Here is a 17,848-nt window from a genome sequence, read left to right on the forward strand (position 1 = left end):
GCCAAGGCTCGTTTCTGAGGGTTAGCTTATGAAAGCCCGCCGCCCCATTTGCGAAGCGGCGGGCTTCATCCGCCCCAACTTGTCAAAGCAACTTTGATGCCAAACCTTTTTGGCTCTTTATAGGACAATGGCCCCTCCGACAGCGATCAAACAGACATCCAAAATGCCAGCAGCAGGGCGCATAAGGACGAGACGAGGGCAGCGGTGGCAAAAAACACGCCCTGCCAATCTGGCGGTGGCTCGGATATCAACTTGTCGGGGGGCGGCTGATTGTCATTCATGAAAGCAATTTGCGACGCCAAGTGTAGTTCCCCCTGATCCTTCAGGTTGTCGGCGGAAATGCTCGTCGCCTACCGAAGGCCAAAAAAACTCAAAATCGCCAAGACGACGACCACCGCACCAACGAGCCAAATGAGATTGTTCATGATCTCTCTCCTGTTGCTTTCGAAAGTTCGCGCCTGGCAGCCCCGATCGTTTGGGACGCTTCTTCTTCGAGTTTTACAAGCTTCTCCCTGATCTCGTCCGGCTCGGCATGCTCCAATCCGACAACGTCGTTCCTGGTTTCCTTCAGTGAAACGATGATCTCGTCGAGTTTTGCGTGAATGGCGGCGGTATCGCGATAGCCTTGTAAAAGGACAACACCGGTGATCACGATGGCGGCAACCGACAGGGCATAGGTGACCGCATTTGTCAGTCCAAAAGGCACCAGGGCGGTGCACAAAACCATTGCCATGAGCATGACATAGAAGCCTGGCGGCCGAGATAGGAAGTCGGAGGCCGCGAAAAGGAACCGATTCATATGCTGGCCAAGGTCATCAAGGCGACCAGTGCGGTAATCGCCACACAAACAGGCACCGCCGCCAACAGGCCTGCCTCTAAGATCCGACTCTCCTTGTCGCGCAACATCAGGTCACCTACTGCAGGTTAAAGATACGGGTTCGGCGTCGGAAGGGACGTTTGCCCGCCGATCCACCACATGCCAGCCAAGAACGAGTGCCATCACGAGAAAGGGAACAGCCGCGAATAACCAGCGTGCTTGGTCCACACTTTATCCATCTGCATTCTTCCAAATTCGAGAGACAACAGCCGCGGAAGCCAAGCGTTCCAGCCGCTGCCGCTGACAGGACCAATGCGGTTTCCAGAACCAGACTTAGGTCCCAAGGGGACTAGACCTAAGTACCTAGGTCGGAACGTTTAGGGCGGCTCCATGTTCAACTTGCCGGGCGGCGCGGGACGATGATCGTGTTGCGCCCGTCCCTACAGGAGTGCAGATATGAACATGCTTCTAAAGAACACCGCAGCAGCGATGTTGCTATTGGCTGGGATCGGCTCAGCCGCCGCGGACGACATCATCATCCAGCCGGAACAGGACACCGTCATCCGCGAATATGTGAAGAAGCAGCCCCTGGCGTCGGTCAAGCTCCCCGGCGTGGAACTGAATGTCGGGACAGCCCTGCCGGAAACGGTTGAGATCCATGAGGTCCCCAACGTCAAATATCGCTACGTTGTGGTCGACAACCGCACGGTGCTGGTGGACCCGGGCACCCGGAAAATCATCAAGGTTTACGACTGAACGAACCATCCAACCCCGCCGCCATCGCTGGCGGCGGGGTCGAAGCTTACAAATCTCCACAATCCGGTGACGAGCCTTGAGTCCCGACATCGCAACCTTCCAAAGGTCCGGCTTTATGGATGATGGTCGCGGCCAGGCAGAGTTTTCCGCTCAACAAGCCAGTCCAGGAGCTCAAGGACTTTCAGGGCAAGATCTGTGCACGAGTAGTACGCTTTATGGCGCTCCTGCCTCCGGGTGACCAGACCAGATTCTCGCATCATGCCGAGATGCTGGGAGAGTGCTGAGTTGCTAAGCCCCAATCGCGGCGCCAGATCAGAAACGGACATTTCTCCGTCAGCAAGAATCATTAGAGCGAGAAGGCGCTTTTCATTAGCCATGGCAGCGAGCAGCTCGGCGGATGGCGCATAAATGCTGGGCTTTTCGGGATTCATGATGTTGCCCTCGCTCAGGCGTCGAGCGCGCCTTGCGCCGGCCTCCTTGACGGCAGCGGCGGGCGCCCCAATGAGGATGTGCCGGGATCGTCGCGTGCCCCGGCGCGCTAGAACTATTAGCGTGGTGTATGTTCCATCAGAAGGGCGTCGCTGTCTCACGGCCAGCCTCGGCGGCTAAGCGCCTTAGCTCCTGGATCGGCCTTTCTTCGAAGCCTGGGGACCCTTGGCTTCGGCAGCAAGGCGTTGTTCTCGAAGTCGCGCAGTTTTCAAATAACGCGCCTCTCTCTCGGCCGCGTTAGCAACTTTTGCCTCGCGGTCTGCGCGCTCCAATCGGTCTTTGTCGACGCTTCGCTGGGACACTTTTGCCTCCTACCAGAAGACCGTTGAATTTACTGTTCGCTAAATTGTTCCCGTCAATCGGCGACTGCCTTCCTGACGCATGCCGACCCAGCCGCCTCCGCAGCACCGATGGCCACGACGATCTCGTCGGCAGCCGGGCCGTCTGCGATCTGAAAATTGGCGGTGATGAAGTGTGAGCGGCGACCGTTCTCACTCTTGTGCATCATCGGAAGCGACAGCAGCGCGCCAGGCGCCCTGCGTGTGTTGCAGAATTCGAGATAGGTCGTGCCGCCCACGAGGTGAAGGAAATTGCTTCTCGCCTCGCGGATAATGGCGTCATTAACATGGGCTAATGCGAGAGACCCTCCGAGAGGGTATTGGAGAGCTTAGCGAAAGGGCTGAACGATGACGATAGTCGAACTGGCTTTCGATTTGCTTGCGAAGAAGCTCGCCGCCCGCACCGGCATTTCCAGCGAAGAAGCTAGTGACCTCGTCGCCACTATGGGAGCTGATTGGTCGTCACTCGTGCGAGCAGCAAGGGTAATGAAAAAATACTTCGGTGTTGCCTGACCCGCTCGGCCTGGAAGGACTTCCTCCTCGCATGAGGGCACAAACGACCAGCTTGATGGGACGAATCGTCAGGCCATAACGGAGGCCGGTGGCACGCGCATTTCCCAGAACGCACTCGATCACCTGCCAAGAAAACATGGCGGTGCGGGTCGCCCCAAACTCTCGAGACAACGCCCGACCGCTGCCGAATGTTTCGTGGCCCGGCCCGACGGAGGTTCTCACTTCAGTGGCCTAACGATGCTTCTTGCGACTTGCGTCTTGACGCAAGATGCCGCTCTCTCAGTTCCTGTTTTCAATCGGAATGACGCTCCACGCCCGCATGAGGAACTGCCGTCATCAGACCAGGTCGATGGTTTGTCGTTGCCGCCCAAACAGGACGGTCACCCCCAAGACCGATACGAATACTACCTGGTCAAGGTAGTTGCTATGTGGGCCCGCGCCACGGCGGTCAGCGTGGGCCCGTACGCTGCGCTGACCGGCGCTCACTATCGCCTGCGAGCCACGATCGTAGATCAGCGCTTGGCGTTGTCACTCTCCGAGTCGGCCCGCGCGAGGAACTGCTCGGCTGTCGCTGGAATATGGCTTTTCAACCAGTCCGCCATCGCAACTTCCTCACGCAGATTCTCTTCGCAGAGCTGGGCGACCTCTGCTTCGCCTAGCGATTTGGCGGCGGCGATCAGGATTGTGTAGGAGGCGATTTCCATGTGCTCGAACGTGTAGCTTGCAAGCGATCCCTTCATCACTTCGTCCCCGGCGAACACCCCACTGAGCGACTGCGCCATTGCCGTCAGCTTGCCGCCGGCATCCTTCAGTGTGGAAGATCCTTGTCCGATGCGGTCAAGACAGGTTTCCAGCCGAGCAGCCTGCTGTCTGGTCTCCTGGATGTGCTGGCGAATCCGCTCGCTGAGCTCAGGATAGTTCTCTATCCGGTTCAGTTGCCCATTCAACATGGTTTCGGCCTGCTCCTCCATGGCGTGAGCATCCCTGAGCCATTGGACAAGCCATTCGCGTGATTCTGACATTTCATACCTCCTTCATGGGTCGGCCAGAACTTTCAAAGGGAGATATTGTTCCTCATCGGTTGAGCTGCGGAGTCAGCCTGTATTGCAGGCTCCTTGAGGTAGGCGCTGCAAGCGGGCGCTTGGCACCAGGAGAGAGTGGCGGGCGACGGGCATGGTCGCGGTGTCCGCGTTGGCAAAACGCATTCCTGCAGAAATGACGAAGCTGCTGCCTGCCGCGGGTTCCGTGATGGATGATCTCAATGAAGCGTTTCGCGTCGGCTCGCATTCCAATACCCGCGCCGCAATGTGTCAGGCTGTGTCTTGCCCGAGCGCCTTGGCCGCTTGCCATTCGTCTTGCGAAATCAGCCCGTTGCCGGTGCGCCCCAGCAAGGCCTCCAGGTTCAACAACGGAGATCATATCGCGATGGAACGTCCCGGCGTTTCGCAGGTTGGTATTGGAGTTTCGCGCTAGGGAAAGAGCCATGACTTCTTCAGACAAGTCTTCAACTGACATATCACCCCGCCCCGAGAAATCGAGCGGCAGGACCCCGTCAAAGCCGGCGACACCTTCACCGGCCCCAGAGAAAATATCCGGAGCAGGCCCTGCGGTCGCCGAGCATTCGAAAGACGCCAAGGCGCCCAGAGGCGGGCGTCAACCTGGGGCCTATGTCAAGGATTAGATAGCCGAGCTGGGTTGCGTTTGTCTGGCCAATGCAGGAAGCGACGAGGAGGTTTTTATGCAGATGATGGGAGTTGTCGTCAGCCGAGACCAGGCTCCGGTCGTGGAATTTCGGGGCGAGGGAGGCGAGTGTATTACAGTTACCCTGCAGGCCGGGCATACTCTTCCCGACGATGAACTCATTGCAAAGGCCAGGGCCATGATGGTTCAGGTCGCTCAGTTCGGGACGGACCAGATCAACAATGCGGCGATGTCTGACGGGTCGTCGCCCGATGGGGTGATACAATCCGGAATGTCGGGATAGATAGCTTCGCTCGATGCAGGCCTGCTGCAAGGCCACGAGTCGGCAGCGGACGTGCAGTCATCAGCCAGAAGATGGCGAGAACGGTACGCAGGCAAGGCACGCAGATCGCACCCTCCAAAGCAGCGACACCGGTGATCATCGAAAAGCCGAGCGTGAGCGTTGGGGCTCTCAAAGCTATGGAACAAAGCTTGCGCGCACTGGTTGGGGCCAAATTCAACGCTGTGGGGAGGGGATATGTCGCGTATCTTCAATCTTGGTTTGCCGGTCCTGCTTGGCGCTGCAACGTTCACGCTCAATGTTGCTTCGGACCCGCTGCCGCCGGATCTGACGTATCGTCCATTGCCAAGCTTGCCTTTTTCTGCGGTCAAGGAAACTGACGAGGCGCAAAAGCCGGCTGTGACACAACGGCAACGCGGCCTGCTCGAGAGCCGTTACGATCTGGCCGACCGGCCGATGCCCGGCGTCATGATGTCGGGCGGGCGCAAGGCTGTACAAGAAGGCTCGCGAGTGAAACTGCCGGCAGGCGAAACCTGGAGCAGCCTGGCAGCGAAAACCCCTCAGGAAATTCGTGATCGTGGTCTGTTGCCGCAAGGCTTCCTACCGTTGCCGCACGTCAAGCAGGCCGCCGGAGGTCAGGTCTTTCCTGAAAGTGAGATTAGAGAGATCGGCGCTGATGAAGGACGCGATCTGCGCCGCTTCGACGTCGATTTCGATCTACCGGATCACCTTACCCCGGAGTTTCCACCTCCAATATTTCTGACCACGCACCCGGAGCTTGGAGATGTGTCGCGAGGGGATCTGCTGACGATACGCAACTTCTACGAATACATGAACGGCATCATCACGCCCGTGCAGATGGAAGGACTTCGTCTGCTGCTGACGCCATTTCCGCAGGAGGAATTCAACCAGACCGAGGACAGGAAGGTAGCGATGCAAAGCACGGGTGTCGCTTGCCTCGATTGCCATTCCAATTTCCACACCAACGGGGCGTTTCACCTCACCCCGGACGTGCGGCCGCAAGCCGAGCGCTTCCGGCTCGACACAACCAGCCTGCGCGGCTTGTTCAACCAGCAGATCCACGGATCCAAGCGCTCGCTGCGTTCCGTGGAAGACTTTACGGAGTTCGAACAGCGCACCGCCTATTTCAACGGCGATCACGTGAGCGCCACCCGCAAGGGCGTGAACCTGCCGGATCGGCCCAACCAGGTCGCGATGATGGCGCAGATGCAGAACATCATCGATTTTCCTCCGGCACCCAAGCTCGATCCCTTTGGACGACTTGACCCGGCTACCGCCAGTGCGCTGGAGATCAAGGGCGAGCAGGTGTTCATGGGAAAGGGCCGCTGCGGCGAATGTCATGTTCCAGCCCAGTCCTTCATGGACAACAATATGCACGACCTGAAGCTCGAGCGATTCTACAAAGTTGGTCAGACGTTCAACGACCAGGTTGCCATTCCAGATGGACCCATCAAGACCTTCACGTTGCGCGGGATCAAGGATTCTCCGCCCTATCTTCATGACGGCCGTCTGATGACGCTGGGCGATACCGTTGAGTTCTTCAACCTGGTGCTCGGAACGAAGCTCGACCAATCGGAAAAGGAAGCATTGGTGGCCTATTTGCTCACGCTCTAGACATCATCCGGGAAAAACCGCGGCCGACAATCAACTAGGTATTGAATGGAGGACAGTTCATGCGTGCCGCCATAATGACAGTAGTCCTGGCAGTGTCGCCCTGCTGTGCGCTGGCGCAAATTGGCAATCCAGCCGGTCTTGCCCCCGATACCAGTATGGAGAAGCCTGGAGTTCCAGCACCGCACCAGACGAATTATCAGGATCGGCTTTTCGTACAGCTAATTACGGCAGGCGGCAGGGCCGAGATAGAGTTCGGGCGACTCGCGGCTGGAAAGACAAGCCACGAAGACCTCCGTGAATTTGCAAATCGGATGGTCGATGATCACAACAAGGCCAATGAGCAGCTGAAATCCGTGGCCGATAAAAGCAAGATTCCACTTCCCGAAGGGCTCGACCCAGATCACAAGAAAATCCGTTCCGATCTCGAAAAGCTCGACGGCGCCGCGTTTGAGCTGGCGTACCTGAGGGCGCAGATCGTCGATCACCAAAGGACGGCGCAGCTCCTGGCTTGGGAGATAGGTTCGGGCGAGGATGCAGCGCTTCAGCGCTTCGCCTCCGAAAAGCTGCGGACGGTGCTTGAACATCTTGACCTGGCCCGCACGTTGCACGCGAAGCTGGCAGGCCAAGCCCTGTTCGCGCCGGATACGCAAAAGGCCAAATGAAGCGGCGGTCATGTGGCACCTGAAAGTTCAGCTGCCTTCCGTGAATGTCAGCGCACGCGCTTCTGTTCGTCTGATTGAGAAAGTGACGCCATGGCGGAACTTCGGATCGCCGCCGCGCTTAATCCGGTGGAGGAGTTATCCGATGAACGCGACCAAAGAGTTTTTTGAAAGCTGGCTGCAGGAGAATGTCGGCACTCTTGCCGGCCAAGAGGAAGTGAGCTTCGCCGTGCTGGCCCAGCAATTCGAGCAGGATGCCGAAGCGGCCGGTTATGGTCGCGAGGTGCGTGAGGACGAGCTCGGAAACATTGAAGATGCGATCGAGCAAGCGCTCAAGAAATCGCGAACTGGCGTGCATGGTGACGCCGCTGGCGAACCCAGCGATGTGGCAGCCCTCATGGATGCGCTGGAGGTCGAAGATGCCAAAAGCGGGCCGTAGGCCATACCAGATCAGCTCTTTTCGTTTGTCGAAGTTGCCGGGGTAGCCCCATGGAGCAGTTTCGCAAGGACATGGCCGCCTTGGCAGAGCCGGCTTTCTGGGTGACGATAGGTTTGCTTCTGGTCCCTTATGCGCTTGGAACGGTGCTGCTCGTTTGGACCTGCGGCTGCCTGTAAGGTGCTACTGACACACCCCGGTGGTGGTTCAACGGCCCTAACGCCCTACAACACCCAGCTAATGCGCTCGCGGGGGGATCCTGCGCCGCAGCAAAGTCCGAACGATCTCGTCGCCAGGAAGTTCATCGTCGACACCAAGCTCCTTTGCTGCCGGTAATCGCACCGCCGCGGCTGACAGCGTTTGGGAGAGGTCCGCCGTGTGCAGGCGCCGACGCTATCTGCGCTCTCAAAGTTCCAGCTACGGCCCCCCTGTCACGGTTCCCCGATCACGCGCCTGAAGCGCGTTTCCTTGCATCGAAAATAGCCCAGCAGCTTGCGCGTTGCCTTGGAACACTTGGGTCATATCGAAGTTCGGCCGCATAGGAGAACCGAGATGGCCATCCCACAAGCGGACAACGACAACCACCTGCGCAAGAAGCCGGCTCATCGAGGCAAAATCTCGCCCAAGGGGGCGATACACCAGGTTAGAGCACGACCCAGGTACAAAATGGCTCTGCGGGCGACAAGAATTAAGGCGAGGCGCTGAGATGCCGCGGACCAATAATGACGCTCGCAACGAGAAGACCACATCAGCTGCAGCAATCATTGTCGACAAGGAACGTGCTGAGCGCGCCGCCAAGACGGCGCGGTTGAAGGAAGCGCGCCTCGCACAGGCCATCACGCCGTCTCCCATGGAACGCAAGCAGCGTGTCACCAAAAAGGTTCGCAGGATTTTTGTTGCTGGCTAGGAGGTGTCCGTGACGGGCAATCATGACAAGGAAAGATACGACCGCGCCAAACGCATCAGCCAAGAGACGCTGGACGCTGAACGCGCACAACGCGCCGAGAAGACGGCGCGGCTGAGACAAGCAAGGCTTGCACAGCGTCCGGTGGAGTCGTCGCCGGCGCAGCCGCAAACTCGCCGCAAACCCATCCAGGCTCTCAAAAAGAGAAGCCGTAAGGTGATCGAAGTCTTTTAGGCTCTCCACATCCGTGCGGAACACTGGGAGAGTCCAGCGGCGAGCGCGGCTGGGAGGGAGGGCTTCCGCGACCTGATCCAGCAAGGCTGCGAAATACCTGGCGAGCAATCGCGGGGACTTTGGATCTCCGCCTCCTCGCCATTATCAGAGCTGGGAGCGAAACCTGCTCGCAAAGTAGTCGGTGACCTTTTCGCTTAGCGGACGCGCTTGCCATTCTTCCAGACTGACCTGCCTTGATCGCTTCAGGTCCTCGTTGAAAACGTCTATTTGCGTCCGCGCGAATTCCAAGCCGTAGACGTTCAGACTGGCCTCATCGTTGAGGAGCAAGGATCGCTCATCCAGATTAGCCGAGCCAAAGCTCACCCAGGCATCGTCGACGATCAAAAGCTTGGGATGGTACATTGTGGGTTGAAACTCAAAGATGCGCACACCGGCCTTGAGCAATTCGCCCCAGAAAAAGCGCGAGCCCTTTCGCACCACAGGCACATCCGTGAGCCAATTGGGAACGATGACATCGACCGAGACGCCTCGCTTCCTTGCATCAAGAATCTGCTGCAGCGCGATGTCGTCCGGCACGAAGTAGGCCATGCCGATGCGCAGATGATCCTTGGCCGCGGCTATTGCCGCCAACATCATCAACTCCATGTTCTCCGAGCCGTTTGGCTGCGAAGAAAGTATCAACTGCGCATCGAGACCGCCAGCGGCCGCAACTGCAGGGTAGAACTTCCCGCCCTGCAATGTCTCGCCGGTCGTCTCAAGCCAGTTTTCGGCGAACGCCGCCTGGAATGCGGGCACGGCTGGTCCTTCGATCCGGTAATGCGTGTCGCGCCATTCATTTGAGTTGCGTGCGTTCCCGCGCCAATCATCGGCAATGCCGACCCCGCCAGTGAAAGCGATCCGGCCATCAACGATCAGCTTGCGATGAGTTCGGTTGTTTACACGGTCCAACGTATACCAGCGTAGCGGCCGATAGCGTTCGAACCGCACACCTGCCGTCGTCATGATGCGGATCAGGTCCTCGTCGAAGGGAAGGCTGCCAACCCAGTCGACGTTCACGCGGACTTCCACGCCTTCGCGGGCCTTCGTCGCCAATGCGATCGCGAACTCGTAGCCGATGGCTCCTGACCAATAAATATACGTTTCCATGTTGACGCTGGATCGAGCCGCCCCGATTGCTTGCAGCATTGAGGGAAATATTTCGTCTCCGTTGACGAGAGTTTGGACCGCGTTGGAACGGAACATCTGCCCTTGCGAATAGCTGCTCATCGTCTTGGGAAATTGGGGATCCGTAGCGTCGAACCGGTGGGGGACGATAGATCGTAGAACGCGCGGCTGTGGAGTGAGGTTTATGATCAACACCGTGAGCAGGCTGCCGATGGCGGCAATGGCCAGATAGATGAGCACCTTTCGCCAAGGCGCAATGCGGGAGGTCTTCTTGCGGGCGCCTGACGCAACGGAACCGAAAGGCTGCACGTCAATCGCCCTGTTGCTGGCGATGGCGATGTTTTTCGATCTCCTCAGGCTCTTCATCGTCGATCCGGGTGATGTTTGAAGCCGCGTGATCTGACCGCAGGATCTCGTCCAGCTTGGCGTGGATCGCTTGAGTGTCGCGGTGCTCCGCGCGCTGGATGAACAGCGTCATCGCCCAGGTGAACAATGTTGCGGCTCCATGCCAATCCAAGCTCTGTCGCTCGAAAATCATCCAAAGAATTGCGTAGGCCAACAAGACCAGGAACGCAGCGGGACGGGAAGTCAGTGTGCCGATTGTGGTAAGGGCGCTGGTGATCGGATGATTTGCCATTCCAGAGAACTCGCGGCAGTCCCCCCTGGTTCCGGCGAGGCATCATACCGCCCCGCCGTGCCTGCAGTGGATTTGGGTCGGCCGCTTGAGTACATCGCCTCTGGCCGATCGTTACTTTCGATCGAGCACCTTTCGGACCTTCTCGGCCAGCTCGTCGATCGTGTAGGGTTTGGTCAAAAGCTCCGTTCCAAAATCGAGCGTGCCATTGTGAACAATCGCGTTTCGCGTGTAGCCGGTGGTGTAGAGCACCTTTAGTGACGGGTGCGATGTCCTGACCTTGTCCACCAGTTCGCGGCCTGACATTTCCGGCATGACCACATCGGTGAACAGAAGCGAAGGCACATGCCCGCTCTCCACGGCGGCAAGTGCATCTCGTGGCCCCGACATTTCCAGGACGGAATAGCCCAGTTCTCGCAGCGCTTCTGCGGCCATCAGGCGTACACGATCTTCATCCTCGACGATCATGATGACCTCGTCTGAATGTCCCGGATGCTCGCCCGCCAAGGCGGCGGCCGGGCTGTCGGGAATGCCGCCATGCGACCGCGGTAGATAGATCTTCAAGGTGGTTCCGACACCGAGTTCGGAATAGATCTTGACGCTGCCGCCGGACTGACGAACAAACCCATACACTTGGCTAAGTCCCAATCCGGTACCCTTGCCGACTCCCTTTGTGGTGAAGAACGGATCGAAGGCTCTTGCCAGCACGTCCGCAGTCATGCCCGTTCCGGAATCGGTGACCGCTATCATCACATACTGGCCCGAGGAGATCGCGTTTTCTCTCGCATACCGATCGTCAATATGGGCGTTAGACGTTTCAATCGTGAGCTTTCCGCCGCCGGGCATGGCATCGCGTGCGTTGACGCAAAGGTTGAGCAATGCGCTTTCCAATTGCCCTGCATCGGCCTCCACATGCCACAGCCCAGCGGCGAGCACCGTCTCGATTGCTATGGTCTCTCCAAGCGTTCGGCTCAGCAGTTCGCTCATGCCGGAGACGAGTCGATTAGGATTCAGGCGCGTCGGTGCCAAGGGCTGCTGGCGAGAGAAGGCAAGCAGCCGCTTGGTAAGTTCCGCAGCGCGTTGTGCCCCATCGATTGCACCGGTGACGAAGTGGTTCACGTTCGTGTCGCCGTTTCGGAGCTTGCGCTGCACGAGATTCAAACCGCCAATGATGACAGCCAGCATATTGTTGAAGTCGTGGGCGATGCCACCGGTAAGCTGTCCCACGGCCTCCATCTTCTGCGCCTGGCGCAGGTGCTCTTCTGCTCGGACGCGTTCGGCAACTTCCTCAGCCACACGCTGCTCAAGAGTGGCGTTGAGCGTCTGCAGCGCTTTGAACAGTCGGGAGTTGTCGATTGCCGTGGCGGCATGACCGGCCAGCCCCAGCAAGGCTGTCTCATGCTCTGCGGCAAAGACACCGCAACCGGAATGTCCGAAGAACAGCCCACCCAGCACTTCGCCCGATCGCGAAATGACCGGCACGGCAAGATAGGATCGCACGGGAAGATGGCCTTCCGGCATTCCCTTCCTCGGCGAATTTTTTCCATAGCGCACATCCATGAGGATATCATCGGAACGCACCACGCCCGTCCCGCGAAAAGTAGGCTCGAACACGGCCGTGTTGCGTGGCATGGGAAAATTTTCGAAAGCGGAGCGTGGCGCTCCCGACAGGGCGTAGAGCACATAGCTGTCCCCCGTGTCATCGAGGACATTGTAGAAAAAAGCTCCGAATTGCGCGCCTGACAGCGCGACGCCAGCGTCGGTGACAATCTGGACAATGCGCTCCACGTCCAGCTCGGCTGCCACGGCGGCGGCAGTCGCATTCATCATCTGAAGCTGGTTCTCCACCCGCTTTCGCGCGGTAATATCCATGACGGTGCCGATGAAACGCACCGCGCGTCCGGACCGGAAAAGAGATTCGCCCGTTGCAGCTATCCAACGCTCCTTTCCGTCGCGCAGCCCGATCGTCCGATATTCGATGTCGTAGCGGGAAGACTCGCCCGGCGCGAGCGCCCGGCGTACGGCCTCATCCGCCCGTTCACGGTCTTCTGGATGGAGACCGGCCAGGAACGCGCTCTCATATGTCACCTCCGCCTCAGGTGGCAGACCGAAGAGAGCTTTGCATCGGTCGTCCCAACGCAGCACCCTTGTGATGGGATCATAGTCCCACGTTCCGATAGCGGCTGCATCGGTCGCTAGCCTTAGCCGCTCCTCGCTCGCTCGGGCAGCCTGTTCCGAGCGGACGCGCTCGATGTGAGCCCATGACCGCTCTGTCACCTCCGCCAGCAAGGACAGTTCGCGCTGCGACCAGACGCGGCGCTGCGTGTCGTGAACGGCCATTAGCGCAGCCAGCCGGCCTTGCTTGACCAAGGGCATGCAGATCGTTGCCGTTATGCCGATATCCTGAAAGGTCTTTGCTTCCTCGGGCGCAATTTCCTCGAGATTGTCGTTGATGACGAGCGGCCGATTGGCGGTCAGATTGCCAACAGCGAGGCGACCGAAATCGGCAAGACTGTAGTATCCCCTGATGCTAGGCGAGCCAGGAGCGCTCCAGTCGCCGCGAATGGTGAAGTGGTCCTGGTCCGGCTCCATGTCAGCGTAGGCGCAAATCGAAACGCCTAGATGTTCGCCAAGTAGACGGGTGGTGACCTCCATGACAGCGTCGGCATCTGTCGCCGGGGATATCTCTCTGCCGAGGCGATCCAGAAAGGCCAGGCGCTCGGCATTTTCACGCAGGGCCTTCTCCGCACGAAGCCGTTCAATTGCGGTGCGCGTCCGGTCAGCCACTTCCGAAACCAGAGCAACCTCGGCCGGCGTCCAGTGTCTTGGCTCGGAGTGATTGAGGTACAATAACGCAACCAACCCGCCGCGCTCCGTAACCGGCATGTTGATGACGGATTGGGCGCTGATTGCTTTGAGAGCCTCGGCATGGTCGTGGGTTCGCGGGTCTGTCTCGGCATTCTCGAAGACGACCGTCTCGCCTCGTTTCAAATCATCGACATAGGAGCCGTAGTCCCTGAAGTTCAGAGTTCCGGCCAGACTTCGGATTCCCGGCGCGTTCCAGTCTCTGTCGATGACTATCGTTTCTTTCTCGAGATCGATCGTGCCATATCCGGCTCGACTGATGCCAAAATGCTTCCCAAGCAATTCCGCTGCCGCAAATGCCAGTTCGGCAGGATCATCGATCTCCCGAATCCTGTCACCCAACCCCGCCAGAAGCTGGAAGCGCTGCACTTCAGACGAACGTTCGCGTGACGTGACTCCCATTTCGCCCCCGGTTGGTCGGACTAGATAATGCCGTCAGTCGCGAAGAGTTCCAGGCGCCGGACAACAGGTCGGGGCTAGGCCGCCGACGCATTGCGAAGAAACTTGCGTCACGACAGCCAAGGACAACTCCATATGCGCCCTCAACGGGCGAACGACGCGCCGTGCATCATAGTTTAATGACACCTGCTGGGCTGTGCCGCATAAAGCCATTGTCAGCGGCTGTGTAACGGGCGCCGCTGCTTGGGAGCAATCCCACTGTAGCCGAATAGGAGCGCCTGATGCTTAGCCGACCAACCCGCACGAATACGGAAGCTCTCTACCCCAGTGACCTGAACATCCTTCGCGACGCGTTCGACGCGCTGTGCCAGGAATTTGCTATCTTGCCCGACACGGCGGCGGCCAACGCCGTAGCGAGAGAGCTGATCAGGTTGTTTGAAACAGGAATGACGGAAGCGGCCACACTGATGATCGCCGTGCGCGCACGTTGGCAAGGCGACTGGGAGATGGGAGGCAGCAATGCTGCCTGAGGTTTGATGATCAAGCGCAATCAACCCGCTGCATCCTTTTCGACACCGCCGCGTTGAGCGTCAAACCTGCCAGAAATGTCCGATGCGCTGGCACAATGACTGGAGCGACCGATGCCGAAATTCCGCTTCGAGTTTATCGAAGGCATGGCCCAGCCTGCAATCTTTGCCGATATGGCTGATCGAGATGAGGCTGTCAGAGAGGCGAAGCGTGCAGCCAAGGAGGCCATGCTCGACGGAATTGTCGATGGCGTGGACCCGACCAGTTGGGTGACGAAGGTTTACGACGAAGCAGGCTATCTCGTCGCCACTCTCGGATTCCAGGATCTGGTCGCCGCGCCCAGGGATACGGAAGAGTTCAAGGAAACAGAGGAGCCAGGCGTCTTGCGATCGGGTTGAAGCCGGTTTCTCCGCTGTCGCCCTCGAGCCAGATGTTGCGGCCGCCGGGCAGATCACGCCGTGAACCCGAAAAAGACCGTTTCTGGCTGGTGCGGACAGCCTTTTTGTTTAATCTCCGAAAGACGCGCAGAGGCTGCAACACGGCTTCAGCCCACCTCGACGCTCTCGAGACGGGCGCGCGGGAGTTGAGATGCGATGCATAGAGACGCCTTCACCCCATCAGAACTTGCCCTGCTCAGTCGCGTCTTCGCACGCAGCAAAATCAAAAACGAAACCGCAACCGAGAAGGAGCGGCGCGCATCACGTATTCTGGCTTACTACCAGGCTGGGGTCACGGATGAGGATGAGCTAGAACTGCTTTCTCGCCAACCGCTCGGAAGGTGACGATTAGTCTTCCTTCTTCAGAGCTTCCGCCTCGTCTTTGAGCTTCGGCCAATCGGAGCCATGCCTGCGAAGCAGCGTTCGTGCCTGCTTGGGGTCAATTTCCGTGAGCTCGACCAGATGTTCGACCTCAAGGTCCTGGCCTTTCGCAACCCGGCTTGCCTCGTTCGCTTTTCGTTGCATCTCGACGACCCTCTGCTGAGACAACATGAACGAGCGCTGAGAGTGCGCGTTCCAGAACTTCATACAAAAATCGCGACATCGATTAAATCAGTCGGATTGCGCCACTGAGGCGGGCATGCCCTTCTGCTGCGGCTTTCCGATTTGTCCAATGTGGAGAACCCGAGCTGGTCGCAAATGGCGGCGGCATCTTCGTGCGTCAGTCCGGCCACGCGGCATTCGGTTTCGTCGCCGCTCCGTTTGGTGTGCCGGCGTTCGGCAGCATTCTGTCGCAGCAAGTCCTATCGCACGTTATCTCATCAGCTTGATCTGAAGCGAGATGCTCAGCCTCAGAATCCTGTCGCCATTTTCGTTCCGCACTTCAACAAATACTTGCTGCCCGTCCACCTCGGTCAGTGCATCTCTCGTAAGGTCGATAAGGCCTTCGAAGCCTACGCGGCGCACCTCCTCCAGACCGGCACATTCGATGCCGATTTCGTCCTGGATGACCACATCGTGATCGCCACTATCAAAGAAAAATCGTGCCATCCGAAAGCTTCCGTCACCACTAAGCTGCGGGGTTCCTTTGGTGCAGGTAGGTCGTTTCGAAATCACCTGCACGAGTGAGGCCGGGCCAATCAAGAGCCTGCACCCTTGGGCCTGTGGTGGCGATGAGGCCTCTACGTCGAAGTTCCTGAAGCATTCGGTTGACGTGGACTGTAGACAAGCCCAATGCATCGCCAAGTGCTGCCTGGGTAATGGGAAGATCCGCGACGTGATCCTGGATGCGTCCAACCGAGCGCAAGCGAAAGATCAGTTCGCACAAGATGTGAGCCATGCGCGTATAGGCCTCTCGTCGTCCCACATTCGTTACCCATTCCCTGTAAATCGCTGCATCGATCAGCGTCGAGCGCCAAAAAGCCGTCGCGATTCGGGGATGCTGTTCGCAAATGGCTCGAAGAGCGTCATGTCGCATGAAGCCCAGTCTGGCTGCTGTCAGGGTCGTGAAATTGCAATCCATGACCGACAGATGCAGTCCATGCAGATCGGGAATGTCCCCAGCCACAAAGAAGGATGTAATCTGCCGTTTGCCATCGCCGGTAAGTTTGGTGGAACCGAGCAGGCCATCCAAAACCACGAACGAATTGACAGGGCGGTCACCCTCACGCACCAGGTCGTAATTGGCAAGAAAATCCTTCTCCTGAATTTGGATGTCTTTCAAAACATCAATATCGCCCTCTCGGAGATCCGAGATGCTCTGGAGCTTGCGGATAAGTACATCCGAGGATGAAGTGGGTGACAAAGTGGCTACCTAGCTGATGTTGGTTATCGAACTTGCATCCGCGTCAAAAGTTCCGGATAGCCGTAACGAGGCGCCGGACTGCTGGTCGGGAACTGGGAATTCAGGATGCCGAGGCAGGTCCTTGGCCGGGACTTCATTGCACGGGGCACAGGAGTGCTGCACACCCATAATCGAGCCCCTCGAGCAGCGCATTAACCTATGACATAGGCTGCGCTCGCAATGGTCGCTGCGACATCACATGAGGTGGTTGATCCGCCAAGGCCTGACGCTGCAACCTCACCTATGAGGGCCAGATGGCTCCGGCCAGGCATCAGGCAAAAGGCGTCTCACCTGAAGCGAGAAATCCGGCCTTGCAAATGGGCATCTCAACGAGCCCGCTTGAGGTGCGGCCGCGCAATGTCGCTACACGGTTGACGAGCGGCTATCTATTGGGGTCACTCATGGTTCATCAGGCGTCTCCAAAATCCGGCCTGGTGGGGAATGGAACTTTCTGCCGATCAGTGGGCTTTCGGATATGTCCTTCGGAAACGATGTGGAGAAATTGATGCGGAACCTTATACTGGCCTTCGCAGCACTTGCCCTACCCGCGTGCCAATCGGCTCCTGAACCGCTGCAATCCGCCGCTATCGAACCTGCTGCCATTCCCTCCCAATCCGCCTTGGATCCTGCCGTTGTTCCCCCCGGCCCGGCAATAATGGATCAATCCGTGGCAATCATTCCTCCTTCAAAGGGCGTTCCAACAAAGTACGCCGCTTTTTCGGGCAATTGGGTCGGGCGATTGGAAGGCACATATGAAGGTAAACTGTCTGTTCAATCTGTTTCTTCAAACGGAAAGGTGACCGTAACCTACGCATGGGGAATTCTGAGCGATGACAATCCGGGTGAGGCCGCGGGCGAAGGAAAAATTGTAGGGAATACGTTGAAGCTGGGGCGCCTCCCGAATGGCGCGGACGTCAGTTTTAGGATGATGCCCGACGGCACGCTGTCCGCAACCCATACGCTCGCCGGCCAGACCTATACGGGCATGTTCATCAGGCAGTGATCAAAGAAGATACGGCCGCGTTCCCGCGGTTTTTGATCCGAGCATCCCGCGCCCTTGGACCATCTCCCATAGCGGCCCTTGAAATACCAGTCCCTGGCGTCATAGTCGCTACGTTCGAGGACCGTGGCGGCCCCGGACCGAAGCATTTCCTCAACATGGGGGTCAGGAGACCCCCCTGACCGCCCACGTCCCAAAACACACCACCGATGCCAA

The 17,848-nt window shown here is 58.3% G+C and carries 21 protein-coding genes and 1 pseudogene; 12 read left to right on the forward strand and 10 right to left on the reverse strand.

The genetic code is table 11. The annotated features are described in order from the left end of the window. Window positions 1-421: 421 nt before the first annotated feature. A complete protein-coding gene (locus tag M729_RS0113615; protein ID WP_024504638.1) occupies window positions 422-799 on the reverse strand; it encodes a low affinity iron permease family protein in 378 nt (125 codons plus the stop codon). A gap of 474 nt (window positions 800-1,273) precedes the next feature. Here M729_RS0113615 and M729_RS0113625 point away from each other — a divergent pair, with 474 nt between their 5' ends. Next, a complete protein-coding gene (locus M729_RS0113625) occupies window positions 1,274-1,573 on the forward strand; it encodes a DUF1236 domain-containing protein (RefSeq protein ID WP_013525105.1) in 300 nt (99 codons plus the stop codon). A 113-nt stretch (window positions 1,574-1,686) separates the two neighbouring features. On the opposite strand, the gene M729_RS0113630 is transcribed toward M729_RS0113625, so the two are convergent. Beyond that, window positions 1,687-2,004 carry a metalloregulator ArsR/SmtB family transcription factor gene (locus M729_RS0113630; protein ID WP_050596224.1) on the reverse strand — a complete coding sequence of 106 codons (318 nt, stop codon included), beginning with the start codon at window positions 2,002-2,004 and terminating at the stop codon, window positions 1,687-1,689. 413 nt (window positions 2,005-2,417) lie between these two features. Beyond that, window positions 2,418-2,639 (reverse strand): annotated as a pseudogene (locus M729_RS0113635) (amino acid synthesis family protein); the annotation flags it as partial. 109 nt (window positions 2,640-2,748) lie between these two features. Between M729_RS0113635 and M729_RS1000000138810 the strand changes: the two are divergent. Next, window positions 2,749-2,913: a hypothetical protein gene (locus tag M729_RS1000000138810; RefSeq protein WP_198032092.1), complete on the forward strand. Its 165-nt coding sequence runs from the start codon at window positions 2,749-2,751 to the stop codon at window positions 2,911-2,913. A gap of 512 nt (window positions 2,914-3,425) precedes the next feature. Here M729_RS1000000138810 and M729_RS0113645 read toward each other — a convergent pair. Beyond that, on the reverse strand, window positions 3,426-3,935 hold the full coding sequence (locus tag M729_RS0113645) for a DUF892 family protein (protein ID WP_024504634.1): 510 nt from the start codon (window positions 3,933-3,935) through the stop codon (window positions 3,426-3,428). A 151-nt stretch (window positions 3,936-4,086) separates the two neighbouring features. Here M729_RS0113645 and M729_RS1000000138395 point away from each other — a divergent pair, with 151 nt between their 5' ends. The 7 genes from M729_RS1000000138395 to M729_RS01000000135005 all read left to right on the forward strand — a co-directional run bounded on the left by M729_RS1000000138395 (window position 4,087) and on the right by M729_RS01000000135005 (window position 8,762). Then, the gene (locus M729_RS1000000138395; protein WP_127371340.1) at window positions 4,087-4,386 is read left to right on the forward strand and encodes a hypothetical protein; all 300 of its coding nucleotides are present in this window, start codon (window positions 4,087-4,089) and stop codon (window positions 4,384-4,386) included. 265 nt (window positions 4,387-4,651) lie between these two features. Continuing rightward, window positions 4,652-4,897, forward strand: a complete 246-nt coding sequence (locus M729_RS0113655) for a hypothetical protein (protein WP_027161865.1) — start codon at window positions 4,652-4,654, stop codon at window positions 4,895-4,897. A gap of 234 nt (window positions 4,898-5,131) precedes the next feature. Further along, complete coding sequence (locus M729_RS0113660; protein WP_013525109.1) at window positions 5,132-6,529, forward strand: cytochrome b6; 1,398 nt, start codon at window positions 5,132-5,134, stop codon at window positions 6,527-6,529. A gap of 59 nt (window positions 6,530-6,588) precedes the next feature. After that, complete coding sequence (locus tag M729_RS1000000137165) at window positions 6,589-7,191, forward strand: DUF4142 domain-containing protein (protein WP_084652621.1); 603 nt, start codon at window positions 6,589-6,591, stop codon at window positions 7,189-7,191. 142 nt (window positions 7,192-7,333) lie between these two features. Continuing rightward, window positions 7,334-7,627 (forward strand): DUF768 domain-containing protein, encoded by a 294-nt coding sequence (locus M729_RS0113670; RefSeq protein ID WP_027161867.1) that lies wholly within the window; start codon window positions 7,334-7,336, stop codon window positions 7,625-7,627. Between the two features lie 703 nt (window positions 7,628-8,330). Then, a complete protein-coding gene (locus tag M729_RS0113685; RefSeq protein ID WP_027161868.1) occupies window positions 8,331-8,531 on the forward strand; it encodes a hypothetical protein in 201 nt (66 codons plus the stop codon). Window positions 8,532-8,540: 9 nt separating this feature from the next. Next, entirely contained in the window at window positions 8,541-8,762 is a 222-nt protein-coding gene (locus M729_RS01000000135005) for a hypothetical protein (RefSeq protein ID WP_032808424.1), read from the forward strand. 144 nt (window positions 8,763-8,906) lie between these two features. On the opposite strand, the gene M729_RS0113695 is transcribed toward M729_RS01000000135005, so the two are convergent. The 3 genes from M729_RS0113695 to M729_RS01000000135010 form a co-directional block, all read right to left on the reverse strand. Further along, on the reverse strand, window positions 8,907-10,292 hold the full coding sequence (locus M729_RS0113695; protein WP_084652622.1) for a phospholipase D-like domain-containing protein: 1,386 nt from the start codon (window positions 10,290-10,292) through the stop codon (window positions 8,907-8,909). Next, the gene (locus M729_RS0113700) at window positions 10,237-10,563 is read right to left on the reverse strand and encodes a low affinity iron permease family protein (RefSeq protein WP_027161870.1); all 327 of its coding nucleotides are present in this window, start codon (window positions 10,561-10,563) and stop codon (window positions 10,237-10,239) included. The genes M729_RS0113695 and M729_RS0113700 overlap by 56 nt, the downstream gene beginning before the upstream one ends. Before the next feature lie 111 nt (window positions 10,564-10,674). Next, window positions 10,675-13,827, reverse strand: coding sequence for a GAF domain-containing protein (locus tag M729_RS01000000135010; protein WP_050596225.1), 3,153 nt, complete (start codon window positions 13,825-13,827; stop codon window positions 10,675-10,677). A gap of 278 nt (window positions 13,828-14,105) precedes the next feature. On the opposite strand from M729_RS01000000135010, the gene M729_RS0113710 reads away from it, so the two are divergent. Beyond that, window positions 14,106-14,354, forward strand: coding sequence for a hypothetical protein (locus M729_RS0113710; RefSeq protein ID WP_013525118.1), 249 nt, complete (start codon window positions 14,106-14,108; stop codon window positions 14,352-14,354). Window positions 14,355-14,465: 111 nt separating this feature from the next. Then, entirely contained in the window at window positions 14,466-14,750 is a 285-nt protein-coding gene (locus M729_RS0113715) for a hypothetical protein (RefSeq protein WP_027161872.1), read from the forward strand. A gap of 387 nt (window positions 14,751-15,137) precedes the next feature. On the opposite strand, the gene M729_RS01000000135015 is transcribed toward M729_RS0113715, so the two are convergent. The 3 genes from M729_RS01000000135015 to M729_RS1000000137175 all read right to left on the reverse strand — a co-directional run bounded on the left by M729_RS01000000135015 (window position 15,138) and on the right by M729_RS1000000137175 (window position 16,593). Beyond that, on the reverse strand, window positions 15,138-15,377 hold the full coding sequence (locus M729_RS01000000135015) for a hypothetical protein (protein ID WP_032808429.1): 240 nt from the start codon (window positions 15,375-15,377) through the stop codon (window positions 15,138-15,140). 225 nt (window positions 15,378-15,602) lie between these two features. Next, complete coding sequence (locus M729_RS0113735) at window positions 15,603-15,839, reverse strand: hypothetical protein (protein WP_013525122.1); 237 nt, start codon at window positions 15,837-15,839, stop codon at window positions 15,603-15,605. A 19-nt stretch (window positions 15,840-15,858) separates the two neighbouring features. Then, window positions 15,859-16,593: a Crp/Fnr family transcriptional regulator gene (locus tag M729_RS1000000137175; protein WP_013525123.1), complete on the reverse strand. Its 735-nt coding sequence runs from the start codon at window positions 16,591-16,593 to the stop codon at window positions 15,859-15,861. Between the two features lie 544 nt (window positions 16,594-17,137). Between M729_RS1000000137175 and M729_RS1000000139225 the strand changes: the two genes are divergently transcribed. Then, window positions 17,138-17,635, forward strand: coding sequence for a hypothetical protein (locus tag M729_RS1000000139225; RefSeq protein WP_013525124.1), 498 nt, complete (start codon window positions 17,138-17,140; stop codon window positions 17,633-17,635). Window positions 17,636-17,848: the final 213 nt, after the last annotated feature.

The sequence above is a fragment of the Mesorhizobium sp. WSM1293 genome, assembly GCF_000513875.1.
Lineage (GTDB): Bacteria > Pseudomonadota > Alphaproteobacteria > Rhizobiales > Rhizobiaceae > Mesorhizobium > Mesorhizobium ciceri.